This window comes from Flavobacterium sp. UGB4466, from assembly GCF_903469665.1.
In the GTDB taxonomy this organism is placed as follows: Bacteria; Bacteroidota; Bacteroidia; order Flavobacteriales; family Flavobacteriaceae; genus Flavobacterium; species Flavobacterium lipolyticum.
The window spans coordinates 25,570-39,651 of the sequence record NZ_CAGKLC010000012.1; the positions used below are offsets into that span (position 1 = coordinate 25,570).

Here is a 14,082-nt window from a genome sequence, read left to right on the forward strand (position 1 = left end):
TGTTTCATGAAATCCCCAATAGGTTTTTCATTTGTAATTAGATATTTTGCAAATTTACTTCTTTAAAAGAGTGCCTCCAAGATTTTTTAAAACTTTCCTCTATAAAAATAAAACCTAAAAAGTCAGATAAGTTAAATTTTAATTTCACTCCAAAAAAATCAAAAAAAAAAGGATAAACTAAAAATTAGTTTATCCTTGATTTCTATAGAATCATTACTTTCATAATTATTCAGAAGCTTCAGTAGTCGTTTCTGCTTCAGCTGCTGGAGCTTCAGGAGTACCTTCAGCTTTTTTAGCTTTACCACCACGACGGCTTTTTGCTTTTTTAACTTCTTTTTTACCTCCATTGTAAAGTTCATTGAAATCTACAAGTTCGATCATTGCCATATCAGCATTATCTCCCAAACGATTTCCAACTTTAATGATACGAGTGTATCCTCCTGGACGGTCACCAACTTTAGCAGCTACGTCTCTGAACAAGTCAGTTACCGCATATTTGCTACGTAAGTAAGCAAAAACAATACGACGGTTGTGAGTCGTATCTTCTTTCGATTTTGTAATTAAAGGCTCAACGAATTGTTTAAGCGCTTTAGCTTTAGCAACAGTAGTGTTAATACGTTTGTGCTCGATAAGAGAACAAGCCATATTAGCCAACATAGCTTTTCTATGTCCAGTCTGTCTGCTTAAGTGATTGAATTTTTTTCCGTGTCTCATTGCTATTTTAAATTTAACCCGCCGTAGCGGATTGAATTATTCTTTATCTAATTTGTATTTAGCTAAATCCATTCCGAAAGTTAAATTCTTCACTGCAACAAGTTCATCAAGTTCAGTTAAAGATTTTTTACCAAAATTACGGAATTTCATTAGGTCATTTTTATTGAACGATACTAAATCACCAAGTGTATCAACTTCAGCCGCTTTCAAGCAATTTAATGCTCTCACAGATAAATCCATATCAACAAGCTTAGTTTTAAGCAATTGTCTCATATGCAATGACTCTTCATCATACGATTCTGTTTGTGCAATTTCGTCAGCCTCGAGTGTAATTCTTTCGTCAGAGAACAACATGAAGTGGTGAATTAAAACTTTAGCAGCTTCAGTAAGAGCATCTTTAGGATTAATAGAACCATCAGTTTTAATTTCAAAAACTAATTTTTCATAATCTGTCTTTTGCTCAACACGGAAGTTTTCAATTGCATATTTTACATTTTTTACCGGAGTAAAAATAGAATCTGTAAAAATAGTTCCAATTGCAGCATTCTGTTTTTTGTTCTCCTCAGCAGGAACATATCCTCTACCTTTTTCGATTGTTAAATCGAAGTTCAATTTGATTTTAGAATCTAAATTACAGATAACAAGGTCTGGATTCAAAACTTGAAAACCTGAAATAAATTTTTGAAAATCACCTGCTGTCAATTGATCTTTACCGGAAACAGAAATTGTAACTGCTTCATTATCGATATCTTCAATTTGACGTTTGAAACGCACTTGCTTTAGATTAAGGATAATTTCGGTAACATCTTCAACAACACCTGAAATAGTAGAAAACTCATGATCTACACCTTCGATACGAACAGATGTAATTGCATAACCTTCTAATGCTGAAAGCAAAACTCTTCTAAGTGCATTACCAACTGTCAATCCGTAACCAGGTTCTAAAGGTCTAAATTCAAATTTACCTTCAAAATCGGTTGAATCGATCATGATAACTTTATCGGGCTTTTGAAAATTAAATATTGCCATAAATTTCGACTAAGTCAATTATTATTTGTTGTACAACTCTACGATTAATTGTTCTTTAATGTTTTCTGGAATTTGTAGTCTTGCAGGCACAGAAACGAAAGTTCCTTCTTTAAGATCATTGTTCCAAGTAATCCATTCATAAACATGACTTGAATTTGACAAAGAACGTTCGATAGCTTCTAAAGATTTAGATTTTTCACGAACTGCTACTTTATCACCAGGCTTAAGGTGGTAAGAAGGAATATTTACAACTTCACCATTAACAGTAATGTGTCTGTGAGATACGATTTGACGCGCACCTCTTCTAGATGGAGCAATTCCCATTCTAAAAACAACATTATCTAATCTTGCTTCACATAATTGTAATAAAACTTCACCAGTTACTCCTTTAGTTGCTGATGCTTTTTCGAATAAATTTCTGAATTGTTTTTCTAAAATTCCGTAAGAATATTTAGCTTTTTGCTTTTCCATTAACTGAACAGCGTACTCAGATTTTTTTCCTCTTTTTTTAGCCATCCCGTGTTGTCCAGGTGGGTAATTTCTTTTTTCGAATGATTTATCATCTCCGAAGATTGCTTCGCCAAATTTACGAGCGATTTTGGTTTTAGGACCAGTATATCTTGCCATTTTAAAAAAAATTTAAGGTAGAGATTATGAATTCAGGTCTAATCCTTCGATAATCTATGCTCTACCTTGTTTATACTATGAATAAATAAAATTAAACTCTACGTCTCTTTGGAGGACGACATCCGTTGTGAGGCATTGGAGTAACATCGATAATCTCAGTAACTTCAATTCCACCGTTATGAATAGAACGGATAGCAGACTCACGTCCGTTTCCTGGTCCTTTTACATAAACTTTCACTTTTTTAAGTCCTGCCTCAAGAGCTACTTTACTACAATCTTCTGCTGCCATTTGAGCTGCATACGGAGTGTTCTTTTTAGAACCTCTGAAACCCATTTTACCAGCTGAAGACCAAGAAATAACTTCACCTTTCTTATTAGTCAAAGAAATGATAATGTTGTTGAAAGTGGCAGAAATATGAGCTTCACCCGTTGATTCAACGATAACTTTACGTTTTTTTGCAGTTGCTTTAGCCATATTACTTATTATTTAGTTGCTTTTTTCTTGTTAGCAACAGTTTTTCTTTTACCTTTTCTTGTTCTAGAGTTGTTTTTAGTTCTTTGCCCTCTTAACGGAAGACCAGATCTATGACGGATACCTCTGTAACAACCAATATCCATTAAACGTTTGATGTTTAAAGAAACTTCAGAACGTAATTCTCCTTCAATTTTGTAAAATGAAACTGCATCACGAATTGCTCCGATCTCGTCATCATTCCAATCTTGAACTTTTTTATCTTGGCTAACTTGAGCTTTTTCTAAAATCTCAATAGCTCTACTTTTTCCTAATCCAAAGATGTAGGTAAGTGCGATAACACCTCTCTTATTTTTTGGGATATCTACCCCTGCTATTCTTGCCATAATTATCCTTGTCTTTGTTTAAATCTAGGATTCTTTTTGTTTATTACGTACAATCTCCCTTTTCTACGCACGATAATGCACTCGGCACTTCTCTTTTTTACTGATGCTCTAACTTTCATAGTGAATTTGCTTTAGGCTTTAGGCTTTAGGCTTTAGGCATAAGTTTTATTGCTTAATGCTTATTGCCTATTGCTTACAGCTTTTTAATATCGATAAGTAATTCTTGCTTTTGACAAATCGTAAGGACTCATTTCCAATTTCACTTTATCACCAGGTAATAACTTGATGTAATGCATACGCATCTTACCGGAAATATGAGCAATTACAATATGTCCATTTTCTAACTCTACACGGAACATCGCATTTGATAATGCTTCGATGATTGATCCGTCTTGTTCTATTGCTGATTGTTTTGCCATAAATATATTAAGCTACCGCTTTTCTATTTTTACCAGTCTTCATTAAACCATCATAATGTTTGTTTAACAAGTACGAATTGATTTGTTGAATAGTATCTATTGCAACTCCAACCATAATTATTAATGAGGTACCTCCAAAAAACATTGCCCAAGATTGTTGTACATCCATAATACTTACAACAATAGCTGGGAACACAGCAATCAAAGCAAGGAATAAAGATCCTGGGAAAGTTATTAAAGACATCACTTTATCAAGGAAGTCTGAAGTTTCAGCTCCCGGACGAACTCCAGGAATAAAACCACCGCTTCTTTTTAAATCATCGGCCATTTTGTTAGTAGGAACAGTGATTGCAGTATAAAAGAATGTAAATACAATAATTAAAGTTGCAAATACAAAATTGTACCAAAATCCGAACATATTACTAAACGCACCAACAATAGATTGTGATGTGTCTGATTTAGACAATCCAGCTACAGCTGCAGGAATAAACATAATTGCCTGAGCAAAGATGATTGGCATAACTCCTGAAGCGTTAAGCTTAAGAGGAATCCATTGTCTGTTACCACCAGCTAAATCCTGCTCGTAATCTCCAGTTGTCGTACGACGAGCGTACTGAACCGGGATTCTGCGTACTGCCATTGTAAGCAATACACAAGAAATGATTACTAATAACCACACGATAATCTCAATAACTAACAACATTGGACCTCCATTGTTATTGGTAACTCTGGTTGTGAATTCTTGTATAAAAGCTTGCGGTAAGCGCGCTAAAATACCAACCATAATCAATAATGAAATTCCATTTCCAATACCTTTATCTGTAATTTTTTCTCCAAGCCACATAGCAAAAATTGTACCTGTAACTAAGATAATAACTGACGAGAACAAAAATTCAGGTGAATTAAAGCCTAGTAAGAATGCACTACCAGGCAATGTTCTGTACAAATTATAGATATAAGTTGGACCTTGAACCAGTGTAATAGCTATAGTCAACCAACGAGTGATTTGATTAATCTTTTTTCTACCACTCTCTCCATCGTTTTGAAGTTTTTGCAAATAAGGAATCGCAATTCCCATTAACTGAACAACAATAGATGCAGAAATATAAGGCATAATACCTAAAGCAAAAACTGAAGCTTTAGAGAAAGCACCCCCTGTAAACATGTCCAGGATAGATCCTAAACCATTTTTAGTTTGTCCCGCTAAACCTGTTAACTGAGTTGCGTCAATTCCAGGAAGCGTAACGTGTGCACCAAAACGATATACTAAAAGCAATCCTAATGTAATTAAGATTCTATTTTTCAGTTCTTCGATTTTCCAAACATTACTTATTGATTCAATAAATTTCTTCATCTTAATAGATAAGTTATATAGTTACAGCTTCTCCACCAGCAGCTTCGATAGCAGCTTTTGCAGTAGCGGTAAATTTGTGGGCAGTTACTTTTAATTTTGCTTTCAACTCTCCTCTACCTAAAATCTTAACGATTTCATTTTTGGTAGCTAGACGATTTGCTACGAAATCTGTCATAGAAACAGAATCAGTAATCACACCATTGTCTACTAATAATTGAAGCGTATCTAAATTAACACCTTCGTATTCTTTACGATTGATGTTTGTGAAACCAAACTTAGGCACACGTCTTTGAAGTGGCATTTGTCCTCCTTCAAAACCAATCTTTTTAGAATAACCAGAACGAGATTTTGCTCCTTTGTGACCTCTTGCAGAAGTACCACCTTTTCCAGAACCTTCTCCTCTACCTAATCTTTTATTTTGATTGTGTGTTGACCCTTCAGCTGGTTGTAAGTTACTTAAATTCATAACAGTATTTGTTATTTAGCTTCTTCTACAGAAACTAAGTGTTTAACTTTGTTTATCATCCCAAGGATTGCAGGATTTGAATCATGCTCTACAACTTGTCCCATTTTACGTAGACCTAAAGCTTCCAAACCTCTTTTTTGAGAAAGAGGGCAGTTGATTTTGCTTCTTACTTGTTTTACTAATAATTTAGCCATAATTTCCTTGAATTAACCTTTAAAAACTTTTTCTAAAGAAACACCTCTTTGTTTTGCAACAGTATGAGCGCTTCTCATTTGTAATAAAGCATCAAAAGTTGCTTTTACCACGTTATGAGGATTTGATGATCCTTGAGATTTAGATAATACATCGTGAATACCTACTGATTCAAGAACTGAACGAACAGCTCCACCAGCAATAACTCCTGTACCATGAGAAGCAGGAATTAAGAATACACGTGCACCACCAAATTTACCTTTTTGTTCGTGAGGAACAGATTGTCCGTTCAAAGGAATTTTCACTAAATTTTTCTTAGCATCTTCTACTGCTTTCGCAATTGCTTCAGAAACGTCTTTAGATTTTCCTAATCCATGACCAACTACTCCGTTTTCATCACCTACAACTACAATAGCAGAAAAACCGAAAGCTCTACCACCTTTTGTAACCTTAGTAACACGATTAACACTTACCAGACGATCTTTAAGTTCAAGACCACTTGGTTTTACCAATTCTACATTTTTGTATTTAGACATAATATATTAGAATTTAAGTCCAGCCGCTCTTGCGCCTTCTGCTAATGATTTAATACGACCGTGGTATAAATATCCACCTCTGTCAAAAGTGATGGTATCGATCCCGGCTTTTAACGCTTTCTCTGCAACTAGTTTTCCAACAGCAGCAGCTACTTCAACGTTAGTACCTTTTCCTATTTCTTTTTCTCTTGAAGATGCAGCTAATAAAGTAACTCCATTTACATCATCAATAAGTTGAGCGTAAATTTCTTTGTTACTTCTAAATACAGATAGTCTTGGGTTAGCAGCAGTACCACTAATCGATTTTCTAATTCTGAATCTAATTCTCTGTCTTCTATCAGATTTTGTTAATGACATAATCTTATTTTTTAAGCTGATTTACCTGCTTTTCTTCTTAATACTTCACCCACAAATTTAACACCTTTTCCTTTGTATGGCTCAGGCTTACGGAAACCTCTGATTTTCGCAGCAACCTGACCTAAAAGTTGTTTATCAAATGATGTTAATTTTACGATAGGGTTCTTTCCTTTTTCAGATATTGTTTCTAAAGCTACTTCTGGAGCAATTTCTAAAACAATATTGTGAGAATATCCAAGAGCTAAATCTAACTTTTGACCTTGGTTTGAAGCTCTATAACCAACTCCAACTAATTCAAGTTCTTTTGTAAAACCTTCAGATACACCAACAATCATATTACTGATTAAAGATCTGTACAATCCGTGTTTTGCTCTTTGGTCTTTATGATCAGACGATCTTTCAACTTGTACTTGATCGCCTTCAACTGTTACAGTAACGTCCGAAAACTCCTGAGTTAGTTGACCTTTTTTTCCTTTTACTGTAATGATACCGTCTTTAACTTCTACAGTTACGTCAGCAGGGATTACAATTGGGCTTTTACCTATTCTTGACATCTTATTTAGTCTTTAAAATTAGTATACGTAACAAATTACTTCACCACCTACATTTAATTGTTTCGCTTGTTTTCCAGTCATAAGACCTTTTGAAGTTGAAACAATAGCAATTCCTAATCCGTTAAGGATTCTTGGTAATTTGGCAGCACCTGCGTATTTACGTAAACCAGGTTTACTAATTCTTTGGATATCTTTAATTACAGGCTCTTTAGTATCTTTATCATACTTCAAAGCGATCTTGATTGAACCCTGAACAGAGTTGTCTTCAAATTTGTAACTCAAGATATAACCTTGATCAAATAAGATCTTAGTTATTTCTTTTTTTAGATTAGAAGCTGGAATTTCAACAACTTTGTGGTTTGCAGCCACAGCGTTACGAACTCTAGTCAAATAATCTGCAATAGGATCTGTATACATATGTATTTGATTGCGATTATGGTTTTCGGGAGACACCCGTCTCCCGAACCTTTAATCAATTAAAATTATTTTTCGGTTTGCAAAAGTAATAACTTATTGCGAGATTACCAAGAAGCCTTTTTTACTCCAGGGATTAATCCATTATTTGCCATCTCACGGAAAGTTACACGTGAAATACCAAATTGACGAATATAACCTCTTGGTCTACCTGTTAATTTACAACGGTTGTGTAAACGAACTGGTGAAGCATTTTTAGGTAATCTTTGTAAGCCTTCATAATCTCCAGCTTCTAATAAAGCTTTTCTTTTTTCAGCGTACTTAGCTACCGTTTTCTCTCTTTTCACCTCACGGGCTTTCATTGATTCTTTAGCCATGTCTTAATTCTTTTTAAAAGGTAAACCTAATTCAGCCAATAACGACTTTGCTTCTTTGTCTGTTTTTGCAGTAGTAACAAAAGTAATATCCATTCCTGAAATTTTGTTTACTTTGTCAATATCAATTTCCGGAAAAATGATTTGCTCTAAAACTCCAAGGTTGTAATTACCTCTTCCGTCGAAACCAGTAGCTTTGATACCACTAAAATCTCTAACGCGTGGTAAAGCAGAAGTAATAAGTCTATCTAAAAACTCATACATTCTCTCTCCACGTAAAGTAACTTTTGCTCCAATAGGCATCCCTTTTCTCAATTTGAATGACGCAACGTCTTTCTTTGAAATTGTAGATACTGCTTTTTGTCCAGTGATCTTTGTTAACTCATCAACTGCATAGTCAATAAGTTTTTTATCAGATACAGCTGCACCAACTCCACGGCTCAAAACGATTTTTTCAAGTTTAGGAACTTGCATTACGTTTGTATATCCGAATTCTTCTTTAAGAGCAGAGATTACTCTACTCTTATATTCTTCTTTTAGTCTAGGTGTATATGCCATTACTATAGTACTTGATTAGATTTTTTTGAAAATCTTACTTTCTTATCTCCTTCTACTCTAATACCAACTCTAGTTGTTTCCTTAGTTTTAGGATCAATTAGTGAAATGTTAGATATTTGTATAGAAGCTTCTTTCTTAACGATACCACCTTGAGGGTTTTTAGCACTTGGTTTTGTATGTTTTGAAACCATGTTTACACCTTCAACTATCGCTTTATTTTTCTCACGGTAAACACGTAATACTTTACCTTCAGCACCTTTATGGTCCCCAGCAATAACTCTTACGATATCTCCTGATTTAATTTTTAGCTTTATCATCTTAAAACGAATTAAAGCACTTCTGGTGCTAATGATACAATTTTCATGAATTGTTTTTCACGAAGTTCTCTTGCTACCGGACCAAAAACACGTGTTCCTCTCATTTCCCCTGCAGCGTTCAAAAGAACACATGCATTATCATCGAAACGGATATAAGAACCATCAGCTCTTCTCACTTCTTTTTTGGTACGTACAACAACTGCAGTTGAAACAGCTCCTTTTTTCACGTTACCGTTTGGAGTTGCATCTTTAATAGATACTACAATCTTGTCACCAACAGAGGCATACCTTCTTTTGGTACCTCCTAAAACACGGATAGTTAAAACTTCTTTTGCTCCCGTGTTATCTGCTACTTTTAGTCTTGATTCCTGTTGTACCATAATTATTTAGCTCTTTCTAAGATTTCAACTAATCTCCAACATTTTGTTTTACTTAAAGGACGCGTTTCGCTAATTCTTACAGTATCTCCAATGTTACAGTCGTTTGTTTCGTCGTGTGCAACATATTTCTTAGTTTTCAACACGAACTTACCGTATAATGGGTGTTTTACTTTTCTTACTTCAGCAATAACAATAGACTTATCCATTTTATTTGAAGTAACAACACCTATTCTTTCTTTTCTTAAATTTCTTTTTTCTTCCATCTTTCAGCAGAATACAATTATTGTAACTCTCTTTTAGTTAACTCTGTAGCCAATCTTGCAACTGTTCTTCTTACACTTCTAATTTGAAGTGGGTTTTCAATTGGAGAAATAGCGTGAGCCATTTTTAGGTCAGCATATATTTTCTTAGTTTGACTAAGTTTTTCTTGCAACTCCGCTGCAGAAAGATCTTTTATTTCTGATTGTTTCATAATATAAATTTAATTATGCTTCGAAATCTCTAGCAACGACGAATTTAGTTTTTACTGGAAGTTTTTGCGCTGCAAGACGTAAAGCCTCTTTTGCAACTGACAATGGAACTCCTCCAACTTCAAACATAATTCTTCCTGGTTTAACAACAGCAGCCCAATACTCAACTGCTCCTTTACCTTTACCCATACGTACTTCAAGAGGTTTCTTAGTAATAGGCTTGTCTGGAAATATTTTAATCCATAATTGTCCTTCTCTCTTCATGTAACGAGTTGCAGCGATACGTGCAGCTTCGATTTGACGAGAAGTCAAGAACATTCCATCTTCATGTACAGATTTAATACCAAACATTCCATTAGAAAGTTCATGCCCTCTTTGAGAGTTACCTTTCATCTTACCTTTTTGTACCTTACGGTATTTTGTTCTTTTAGGCTGTAACATTTTTCTTTAGTTTAAAAATTTACTTTCTTTTACGAGCGTCTGGTTTTCCACCTTTATTAAAAGGCTTTCTGTCTCCTCTTGGAGAATCGCCACCTTTACCACCACCAGTTCCAGATTGTTTTTTATCCATTCCTGCAAGTGGAGAAAGATCTCTCTTTCCATAAACTTCACCTTTCATGATCCATACTTTGATACCCATTCTACCGTAAGTAGTGTGAGCTTCAGCCAAAGCATAGTCAATATCAGCTCTGAAAGTTGATAGAGGAATTCTACCTTCTTTGAAACCTTCTGAACGCGCCATCTCAGCACCATTCAAACGACCAGAAATCAAAACTTTGATACCTTCAGCGTTCATACGCATAGAAGCAGCAATAGCCATTTTGATTGCACGTCTGTAAGAAATACGGCTTTCGATTTGACGAGCGATGCTTGTCGCCACAAGATAAGCATCTAACTCAGGTCTTTTAATTTCAAAGATGTTGATTTGAACCTCTTTGTCAGTAACTTTCTTAAGTTCTTCTTTCAACTTGTCTACCTCTTGTCCACCTTTTCCGATAATGATACCAGGTCTAGCAGTAGTGATAGTAACGGTTACAAGTTTCAAAGTTCTCTCGATGATTACTTTAGATACACTAGCTTTTGATAAACGAGCGTGGATATACTTTCTGATTTTGTGATCTTCGGCAAGTTTATCACCGTAGTCATTTCCACCATACCAGTTTGAGTCCCACCCTCTGATGATACCAAGTCTATTTCCAATTGGATTTGTCTTTTGTCCCATGCTGCTTAAGAATTGCTTTGTGTGTTATTGATAGCTCCAAGCACGATTGTAACGTGGTTAGAACGTTTTCTTATTCTGTGTGCACGACCTTGTGGAGCTGGACGAAGTCTTTTCAACATCATTCCACCATCTACTCTGATCTCTTTAACAAATAATCCAGCTTCTTCTAAATTACCTTCACTATTTTTTTGCTCCCAGTTGTTGATTGCAGATAATAATAGTTTCTCTAATTTTCTTGAAGCTTCTTTAGAACTGAATCTTAAGATGTTAAGTGCTCTTTCTACCTTCTGACCTCTTACCAAGTCCGCTACTAAGCGCATTTTTCTAGGTGAAGTAGGGCAGTTATTCAATTTTGCGAAAGCAATAGACTTATTAGCCTCTTTTCTCGCATCTGCTGTTTCTCTTTTACGAACTCCCATTGCTTCTTATTTTTTACCTTTATTTTTTGCTCCAGCATGACCTCTAAAAGATCTAGTTGGTGAAAACTCTCCTAATTTGTGACCTACCATGTTTTCTGTTACGTAAACCGGTACAAATTGACGACCGTTATGAACTGCGATAGTTTGTCCAACAAAGTCTGGAGTAATCATGGAAGCTCTAGACCAAGTCTTTACTACTCCATTTTTTCCGCTTTCAATGTTTTCCTGAACTTTCTTGTCTAACTTATAATGAACGAAAGGTCCTTTTTTTAATGAACGTGCCATATCTTATTATTTCTTTCTACGTTCTACGATATACTTGTTACTCGGGTTTTTCTTAGAACGAGTTCTGTAACCTTTAGCTGGCAATCCGTTTCTTGAACGTGGGTGCCCTCCAGAAGAACGTCCTTCACCACCTCCCATAGGGTGATCAACTGGGTTCATCGCTACTGGTCTAGTTCTAGGTCTTCTTCCTAACCATCTTGTTCTACCTGCTTTTCCAGATACAACTAATTGGTGATCAGAATTAGAAACAGCTCCAATTGTAGCCGAACATGTTAACAAGATTAATCTTGTCTCTCCTGATGGCATTTTAATTGTAGCGTATTTTCCGTCTCTTGCCATTAACTGAGCAAAAGTTCCAGCTGAACGAGCAATAACTGCTCCTTGTCCTGGACGTAACTCAATACAAGATATAACAGTTCCAAGAGGAATTCTGCTTAAAGGCAATGTATTACCAATCTCTGGTTGAGATTCTGGACCAGAAACTAATTTCTGACCAACTTTCAATCCGTTTTGAGCGATAATATAAGTTTTCTCTCCATCAGCATAAGCTAATAAAGCGATAAATGCAGTACGATTTGGATCGTATTCGATTGATTTCACAGTAGCTGGAATTCCAACTTTAGTTCTTTTGAAATCAATAATACGATATCTCTGCTTGTGACCACCACCCGTATAACGCATGGTCATCTTTCCTTGACTATTTCTACCTCCAGAGTTTTTTATCGGCGCTATCAAAGAGCGTTCCGGCTTATCAGTTGTAATGGCGTCATAACCATTCACAACTCTAAATCGCTGACCTGGGGTAATAGGTTTTAATTTTCTTACTGACATTTTTCTATCTTAGATATTGTTGTAAAAATCAATTGTTTCTCCTTCTTGTACTTGTACAATTGCTTTTTTAATAGCATTTGTCTTTCCACTGATTAAACCACTTTTAGTGTATTTTGTAGTTCTATCCGGTCTTACGTTCATCGTGTTAACTGAAACGATAGTTACTCCATAAGCAGCTTCAACAGCTTTCTTAATTTGAACTTTGTTTGCTTTTTTGTCAACAACGAATCCGAAGCGGTTTAAAACTTCACTTTCTTTGGTTACTTTTTCCGTTACTATAGGTCTAATTATGATACTCATATTCCTATTATTTACTTAAATTTTCTTCAATTAACTCCAAAGAACCTTCTAAAAGCACTAAATTGTTAGTGTTTAAAATAGCGTAAGTGCTTAATTCTGAGCTAGTTACGACATTAGAAGCCTTTAAATTGCGTGACGACAAATATACATTTTTATTCGACTCTCCCAACACAAATAAGGATTTTTTATTCTCTAACCCTAAAGCTTTCAAAACGTTAATGAAATTTTTAGTGTTTGGCGCTTCAAAATTAAAGTCTTCAAGAACGATAATATTCGACTCTTTTGCTTTGATTGAGAAAGCTGATTTTCTTGCCAATCTTTTCAAGCCTTTATTCAATTTAAATGAATAACTTCTTGGTCTTGGTCCGAAAATTGTTCCACCACCTTTAAACAATGGATTTTTGATACTTCCCGCACGAGCTGTACCAGTTCCTTTTTGTTTTTTAATCTTACGTGTACTTCCTGTCACTTCAGCTCTTTCTTTAGCTTTGTGAGTCCCTTGTCTTTGATTAGCAAGATATTGCTTAACATCAAGGTATACAGCGTGATTGTTTGGTTCAATTGCGAATACTGAATCAGAAAGTTGAACTTTTCTTCCAGTATCTTTTCCGTTGAAATCTAATACTTTTACTTCCATTACTTCTGAATGATTACATAAGAGTTTTTATGTCCAGGAACACATCCTTTAATAACAAGTAGGTTCTTTTCAGCCACTACTTTTAAAACTCTAAGGTTTTGAACTTTTACATTGTCTCCTCCCATTCTTCCAGCCATACGCATTCCTTTGAATACTCTAGATGGATAAGAAGATGCTCCTACAGAACCTGGCGCTCTTAAACGGTTGTGTTGACCGTGAGTTGCTTGTCCAACACCACCAAATCCGTGACGCTTAACAACCCCTTGAAAACCTTTACCTTTAGATACACCTTGTACATCTACAAATTCTCCTTCAGAAAAAATAGAAACATCAATAAGATCTCCTAATTTTTGCTCAGTTGCAAAATCTTGAAATTCAACGACTTTTTTCTTAGCTACAGTTCCAGCTTTTTTAAAGTGACCTAAAGCCGCTTTAGTGGAATGTTTCTCGTTTTTGTCATCGAAACCAAGTTGCAACGCTTCGTACCCGTCAACACCTTTGGTTCTGACTTGGGTAACAACACAAGGACCAGCTTCGATTACTGTACAAGGAATGTTTTTCCCGTTTTCGTCGAAAATACTAGTCATGCCGATTTTTTTACCAATTAACCCAGACATAAATATTAATTATTAATTACTAAAATTCCCTTCAATTTGAAAATAACAGAAATTTCCAAACAGGGAGTGCAAAAGTAGATATTAAAATTGAATATACCAAACAGTTAGAAAAATTAAATAGCTCATTATCAAAAACCAAGCTTCAAAACAAC

At 35.2% G+C, this 14,082-nt stretch carries 28 protein-coding genes; all 28 read right to left on the reverse strand.

The window, feature by feature from the left end; translation table 11 throughout:
* Window positions 1-225: 225 nt before the first annotated feature.
* Window positions 226-714, reverse strand: coding sequence for a 50S ribosomal protein L17 (gene rplQ / locus JO950_RS05330; RefSeq protein WP_202701683.1), 489 nt, complete (start codon window positions 712-714; stop codon window positions 226-228).
* A 36-nt stretch (window positions 715-750) separates the two neighbouring features.
* On the reverse strand, window positions 751-1,743 hold the full coding sequence (locus tag JO950_RS05335) for a DNA-directed RNA polymerase subunit alpha (RefSeq protein ID WP_026109818.1): 993 nt from the start codon (window positions 1,741-1,743) through the stop codon (window positions 751-753).
* Between the two features lie 21 nt (window positions 1,744-1,764).
* Window positions 1,765-2,370, reverse strand: a complete 606-nt coding sequence (gene rpsD / locus JO950_RS05340; RefSeq protein WP_008464326.1) for a 30S ribosomal protein S4 — start codon at window positions 2,368-2,370, stop codon at window positions 1,765-1,767.
* Between the two features lie 91 nt (window positions 2,371-2,461).
* Window positions 2,462-2,845 carry a 30S ribosomal protein S11 gene (gene rpsK, locus JO950_RS05345; RefSeq protein WP_007803677.1) on the reverse strand — a complete coding sequence of 128 codons (384 nt, stop codon included), beginning with the start codon at window positions 2,843-2,845 and terminating at the stop codon, window positions 2,462-2,464.
* 8 nt (window positions 2,846-2,853) lie between these two features.
* On the reverse strand, window positions 2,854-3,228 hold the full coding sequence (gene rpsM, locus JO950_RS05350) for a 30S ribosomal protein S13 (protein WP_012022478.1): 375 nt from the start codon (window positions 3,226-3,228) through the stop codon (window positions 2,854-2,856).
* 2 nt (window positions 3,229-3,230) lie between these two features.
* Window positions 3,231-3,347 (reverse strand): type B 50S ribosomal protein L36, encoded by a 117-nt coding sequence (gene ykgO / locus JO950_RS05355; protein ID WP_002987490.1) that lies wholly within the window; start codon window positions 3,345-3,347, stop codon window positions 3,231-3,233.
* A gap of 84 nt (window positions 3,348-3,431) precedes the next feature.
* On the reverse strand, window positions 3,432-3,647 hold the full coding sequence (gene infA / locus JO950_RS05360) for a translation initiation factor IF-1 (RefSeq protein ID WP_007136545.1): 216 nt from the start codon (window positions 3,645-3,647) through the stop codon (window positions 3,432-3,434).
* 7 nt (window positions 3,648-3,654) lie between these two features.
* Window positions 3,655-5,001 (reverse strand): preprotein translocase subunit SecY, encoded by a 1,347-nt coding sequence (secY, locus tag JO950_RS05365; protein ID WP_017495008.1) that lies wholly within the window; start codon window positions 4,999-5,001, stop codon window positions 3,655-3,657.
* Window positions 5,002-5,014: 13 nt separating this feature from the next.
* Window positions 5,015-5,467, reverse strand: coding sequence for a 50S ribosomal protein L15 (gene rplO / locus JO950_RS05370; protein WP_017495009.1), 453 nt, complete (start codon window positions 5,465-5,467; stop codon window positions 5,015-5,017).
* An 11-nt stretch (window positions 5,468-5,478) separates the two neighbouring features.
* A complete protein-coding gene (rpmD, locus tag JO950_RS05375; protein WP_017495010.1) occupies window positions 5,479-5,661 on the reverse strand; it encodes a 50S ribosomal protein L30 in 183 nt (60 codons plus the stop codon).
* A 12-nt stretch (window positions 5,662-5,673) separates the two neighbouring features.
* A complete protein-coding gene (gene rpsE / locus JO950_RS05380) occupies window positions 5,674-6,198 on the reverse strand; it encodes a 30S ribosomal protein S5 (RefSeq protein WP_085950926.1) in 525 nt (174 codons plus the stop codon).
* Window positions 6,199-6,201: 3 nt separating this feature from the next.
* Window positions 6,202-6,552: a 50S ribosomal protein L18 gene (gene rplR / locus JO950_RS05385; protein ID WP_017495012.1), complete on the reverse strand. Its 351-nt coding sequence runs from the start codon at window positions 6,550-6,552 to the stop codon at window positions 6,202-6,204.
* An 11-nt stretch (window positions 6,553-6,563) separates the two neighbouring features.
* Window positions 6,564-7,106 (reverse strand): 50S ribosomal protein L6, encoded by a 543-nt coding sequence (gene rplF / locus JO950_RS05390; protein ID WP_202701685.1) that lies wholly within the window; start codon window positions 7,104-7,106, stop codon window positions 6,564-6,566.
* Between the two features lie 18 nt (window positions 7,107-7,124).
* Window positions 7,125-7,523 carry a 30S ribosomal protein S8 gene (gene rpsH, locus JO950_RS05395; RefSeq protein WP_017495014.1) on the reverse strand — a complete coding sequence of 133 codons (399 nt, stop codon included), beginning with the start codon at window positions 7,521-7,523 and terminating at the stop codon, window positions 7,125-7,127.
* A gap of 104 nt (window positions 7,524-7,627) precedes the next feature.
* Window positions 7,628-7,897 carry a 30S ribosomal protein S14 gene (gene rpsN, locus JO950_RS05400; RefSeq protein ID WP_008464305.1) on the reverse strand — a complete coding sequence of 90 codons (270 nt, stop codon included), beginning with the start codon at window positions 7,895-7,897 and terminating at the stop codon, window positions 7,628-7,630.
* A 3-nt stretch (window positions 7,898-7,900) separates the two neighbouring features.
* Window positions 7,901-8,452: a 50S ribosomal protein L5 gene (gene rplE, locus JO950_RS05405; protein WP_017495015.1), complete on the reverse strand. Its 552-nt coding sequence runs from the start codon at window positions 8,450-8,452 to the stop codon at window positions 7,901-7,903.
* Between the two features lie 2 nt (window positions 8,453-8,454).
* Window positions 8,455-8,769 carry a 50S ribosomal protein L24 gene (gene rplX / locus JO950_RS05410; RefSeq protein WP_007803650.1) on the reverse strand — a complete coding sequence of 105 codons (315 nt, stop codon included), beginning with the start codon at window positions 8,767-8,769 and terminating at the stop codon, window positions 8,455-8,457.
* An 11-nt stretch (window positions 8,770-8,780) separates the two neighbouring features.
* Entirely contained in the window at window positions 8,781-9,149 is a 369-nt protein-coding gene (rplN, locus tag JO950_RS05415) for a 50S ribosomal protein L14 (protein ID WP_007803649.1), read from the reverse strand.
* A 2-nt stretch (window positions 9,150-9,151) separates the two neighbouring features.
* A complete protein-coding gene (gene rpsQ / locus JO950_RS05420; protein WP_007803646.1) occupies window positions 9,152-9,412 on the reverse strand; it encodes a 30S ribosomal protein S17 in 261 nt (86 codons plus the stop codon).
* Window positions 9,413-9,429: 17 nt separating this feature from the next.
* Window positions 9,430-9,621, reverse strand: coding sequence for a 50S ribosomal protein L29 (gene rpmC, locus JO950_RS05425; RefSeq protein WP_007803639.1), 192 nt, complete (start codon window positions 9,619-9,621; stop codon window positions 9,430-9,432).
* A 13-nt stretch (window positions 9,622-9,634) separates the two neighbouring features.
* Entirely contained in the window at window positions 9,635-10,060 is a 426-nt protein-coding gene (gene rplP / locus JO950_RS05430) for a 50S ribosomal protein L16 (protein ID WP_017495016.1), read from the reverse strand.
* Window positions 10,061-10,079: 19 nt separating this feature from the next.
* A complete protein-coding gene (gene rpsC / locus JO950_RS05435; protein WP_007803635.1) occupies window positions 10,080-10,841 on the reverse strand; it encodes a 30S ribosomal protein S3 in 762 nt (253 codons plus the stop codon).
* Window positions 10,842-10,846: 5 nt separating this feature from the next.
* Complete coding sequence (gene rplV / locus JO950_RS05440) at window positions 10,847-11,260, reverse strand: 50S ribosomal protein L22 (protein ID WP_007803631.1); 414 nt, start codon at window positions 11,258-11,260, stop codon at window positions 10,847-10,849.
* Window positions 11,261-11,266: 6 nt separating this feature from the next.
* Window positions 11,267-11,545 carry a 30S ribosomal protein S19 gene (gene rpsS / locus JO950_RS05445; protein WP_031456039.1) on the reverse strand — a complete coding sequence of 93 codons (279 nt, stop codon included), beginning with the start codon at window positions 11,543-11,545 and terminating at the stop codon, window positions 11,267-11,269.
* A 6-nt stretch (window positions 11,546-11,551) separates the two neighbouring features.
* Window positions 11,552-12,376 (reverse strand): 50S ribosomal protein L2, encoded by an 825-nt coding sequence (gene rplB / locus JO950_RS05450; RefSeq protein ID WP_017495017.1) that lies wholly within the window; start codon window positions 12,374-12,376, stop codon window positions 11,552-11,554.
* Between the two features lie 9 nt (window positions 12,377-12,385).
* The gene (gene rplW / locus JO950_RS05455) at window positions 12,386-12,676 is read right to left on the reverse strand and encodes a 50S ribosomal protein L23 (protein WP_017495018.1); all 291 of its coding nucleotides are present in this window, start codon (window positions 12,674-12,676) and stop codon (window positions 12,386-12,388) included.
* 7 nt (window positions 12,677-12,683) lie between these two features.
* A complete protein-coding gene (gene rplD / locus JO950_RS05460) occupies window positions 12,684-13,313 on the reverse strand; it encodes a 50S ribosomal protein L4 (protein WP_089055327.1) in 630 nt (209 codons plus the stop codon).
* Complete coding sequence (gene rplC / locus JO950_RS05465; RefSeq protein WP_017495020.1) at window positions 13,313-13,930, reverse strand: 50S ribosomal protein L3; 618 nt, start codon at window positions 13,928-13,930, stop codon at window positions 13,313-13,315. The genes rplD and rplC overlap by 1 nt, the downstream gene beginning before the upstream one ends.
* Between the last annotated feature and the right edge of the window lie 152 nt (window positions 13,931-14,082).

Excerpts from the sequence above, each read along its gene's own strand:
- rplQ (WP_202701683.1), bottom strand. The coding sequence starts at position 714 with ATGAGACACGGAAAAAAATTCAATCACTTAAGCAGACAGACTGGACAT.
- JO950_RS05335 (WP_026109818.1), bottom strand. The coding sequence starts at position 1,743 with ATGGCAATATTTAATTTTCAAAAGCCCGATAAAGTTATCATGATCGAT.
- rpsD (WP_008464326.1), bottom strand. The coding sequence starts at position 2,370 with ATGGCAAGATATACTGGTCCTAAAACCAAAATCGCTCGTAAATTTGGC.
- rpsK (WP_007803677.1), bottom strand. The coding sequence starts at position 2,845 with ATGGCTAAAGCAACTGCAAAAAAACGTAAAGTTATCGTTGAATCAACG.
- rpsM (WP_012022478.1), bottom strand. The coding sequence starts at position 3,228 with ATGGCAAGAATAGCAGGGGTAGATATCCCAAAAAATAAGAGAGGTGTT.
- ykgO (WP_002987490.1), bottom strand. The coding sequence starts at position 3,347 with ATGAAAGTTAGAGCATCAGTAAAAAAGAGAAGTGCCGAGTGCATTATC.
- infA (WP_007136545.1), bottom strand. The coding sequence starts at position 3,647 with ATGGCAAAACAATCAGCAATAGAACAAGACGGATCAATCATCGAAGCA.
- secY (WP_017495008.1), bottom strand. The coding sequence starts at position 5,001 with ATGAAGAAATTTATTGAATCAATAAGTAATGTTTGGAAAATCGAAGAA.
- rplO (WP_017495009.1), bottom strand. The coding sequence starts at position 5,467 with ATGAATTTAAGTAACTTACAACCAGCTGAAGGGTCAACACACAATCAA.
- rpmD (WP_017495010.1), bottom strand. The coding sequence starts at position 5,661 with ATGGCTAAATTATTAGTAAAACAAGTAAGAAGCAAAATCAACTGCCCT.
- rplR (WP_017495012.1), bottom strand. The coding sequence starts at position 6,552 with ATGTCATTAACAAAATCTGATAGAAGACAGAGAATTAGATTCAGAATT.
- rplF (WP_202701685.1), bottom strand. The coding sequence starts at position 7,106 with ATGTCAAGAATAGGTAAAAGCCCAATTGTAATCCCTGCTGACGTAACT.
- rpsH (WP_017495014.1), bottom strand. The coding sequence starts at position 7,523 with ATGTATACAGATCCTATTGCAGATTATTTGACTAGAGTTCGTAACGCT.
- rpsN (WP_008464305.1), bottom strand. The coding sequence starts at position 7,897 with ATGGCTAAAGAATCAATGAAAGCCCGTGAGGTGAAAAGAGAGAAAACG.
- rplE (WP_017495015.1), bottom strand. The coding sequence starts at position 8,452 with ATGGCATATACACCTAGACTAAAAGAAGAATATAAGAGTAGAGTAATC.
- rplX (WP_007803650.1), bottom strand. The coding sequence starts at position 8,769 with ATGATAAAGCTAAAAATTAAATCAGGAGATATCGTAAGAGTTATTGCT.
- rplN (WP_007803649.1), bottom strand. The coding sequence starts at position 9,149 with ATGGTACAACAGGAATCAAGACTAAAAGTAGCAGATAACACGGGAGCA.
- rpsQ (WP_007803646.1), bottom strand. The coding sequence starts at position 9,412 with ATGGAAGAAAAAAGAAATTTAAGAAAAGAAAGAATAGGTGTTGTTACT.
- rpmC (WP_007803639.1), bottom strand. The coding sequence starts at position 9,621 with ATGAAACAATCAGAAATAAAAGATCTTTCTGCAGCGGAGTTGCAAGAA.
- rplP (WP_017495016.1), bottom strand. The coding sequence starts at position 10,060 with ATGTTACAGCCTAAAAGAACAAAATACCGTAAGGTACAAAAAGGTAAG.
- rpsC (WP_007803635.1), bottom strand. The coding sequence starts at position 10,841 with ATGGGACAAAAGACAAATCCAATTGGAAATAGACTTGGTATCATCAGA.
- rplV (WP_007803631.1), bottom strand. The coding sequence starts at position 11,260 with ATGGGAGTTCGTAAAAGAGAAACAGCAGATGCGAGAAAAGAGGCTAAT.
- rpsS (WP_031456039.1), bottom strand. The coding sequence starts at position 11,545 with ATGGCACGTTCATTAAAAAAAGGACCTTTCGTTCATTATAAGTTAGAC.
- rplB (WP_017495017.1), bottom strand. The coding sequence starts at position 12,376 with ATGTCAGTAAGAAAATTAAAACCTATTACCCCAGGTCAGCGATTTAGA.
- rplW (WP_017495018.1), bottom strand. The coding sequence starts at position 12,676 with ATGAGTATCATAATTAGACCTATAGTAACGGAAAAAGTAACCAAAGAA.
- rplD (WP_089055327.1), bottom strand. The coding sequence starts at position 13,313 with ATGGAAGTAAAAGTATTAGATTTCAACGGAAAAGATACTGGAAGAAAA.
- rplC (WP_017495020.1), bottom strand. The coding sequence starts at position 13,930 with ATGTCTGGGTTAATTGGTAAAAAAATCGGCATGACTAGTATTTTCGAC.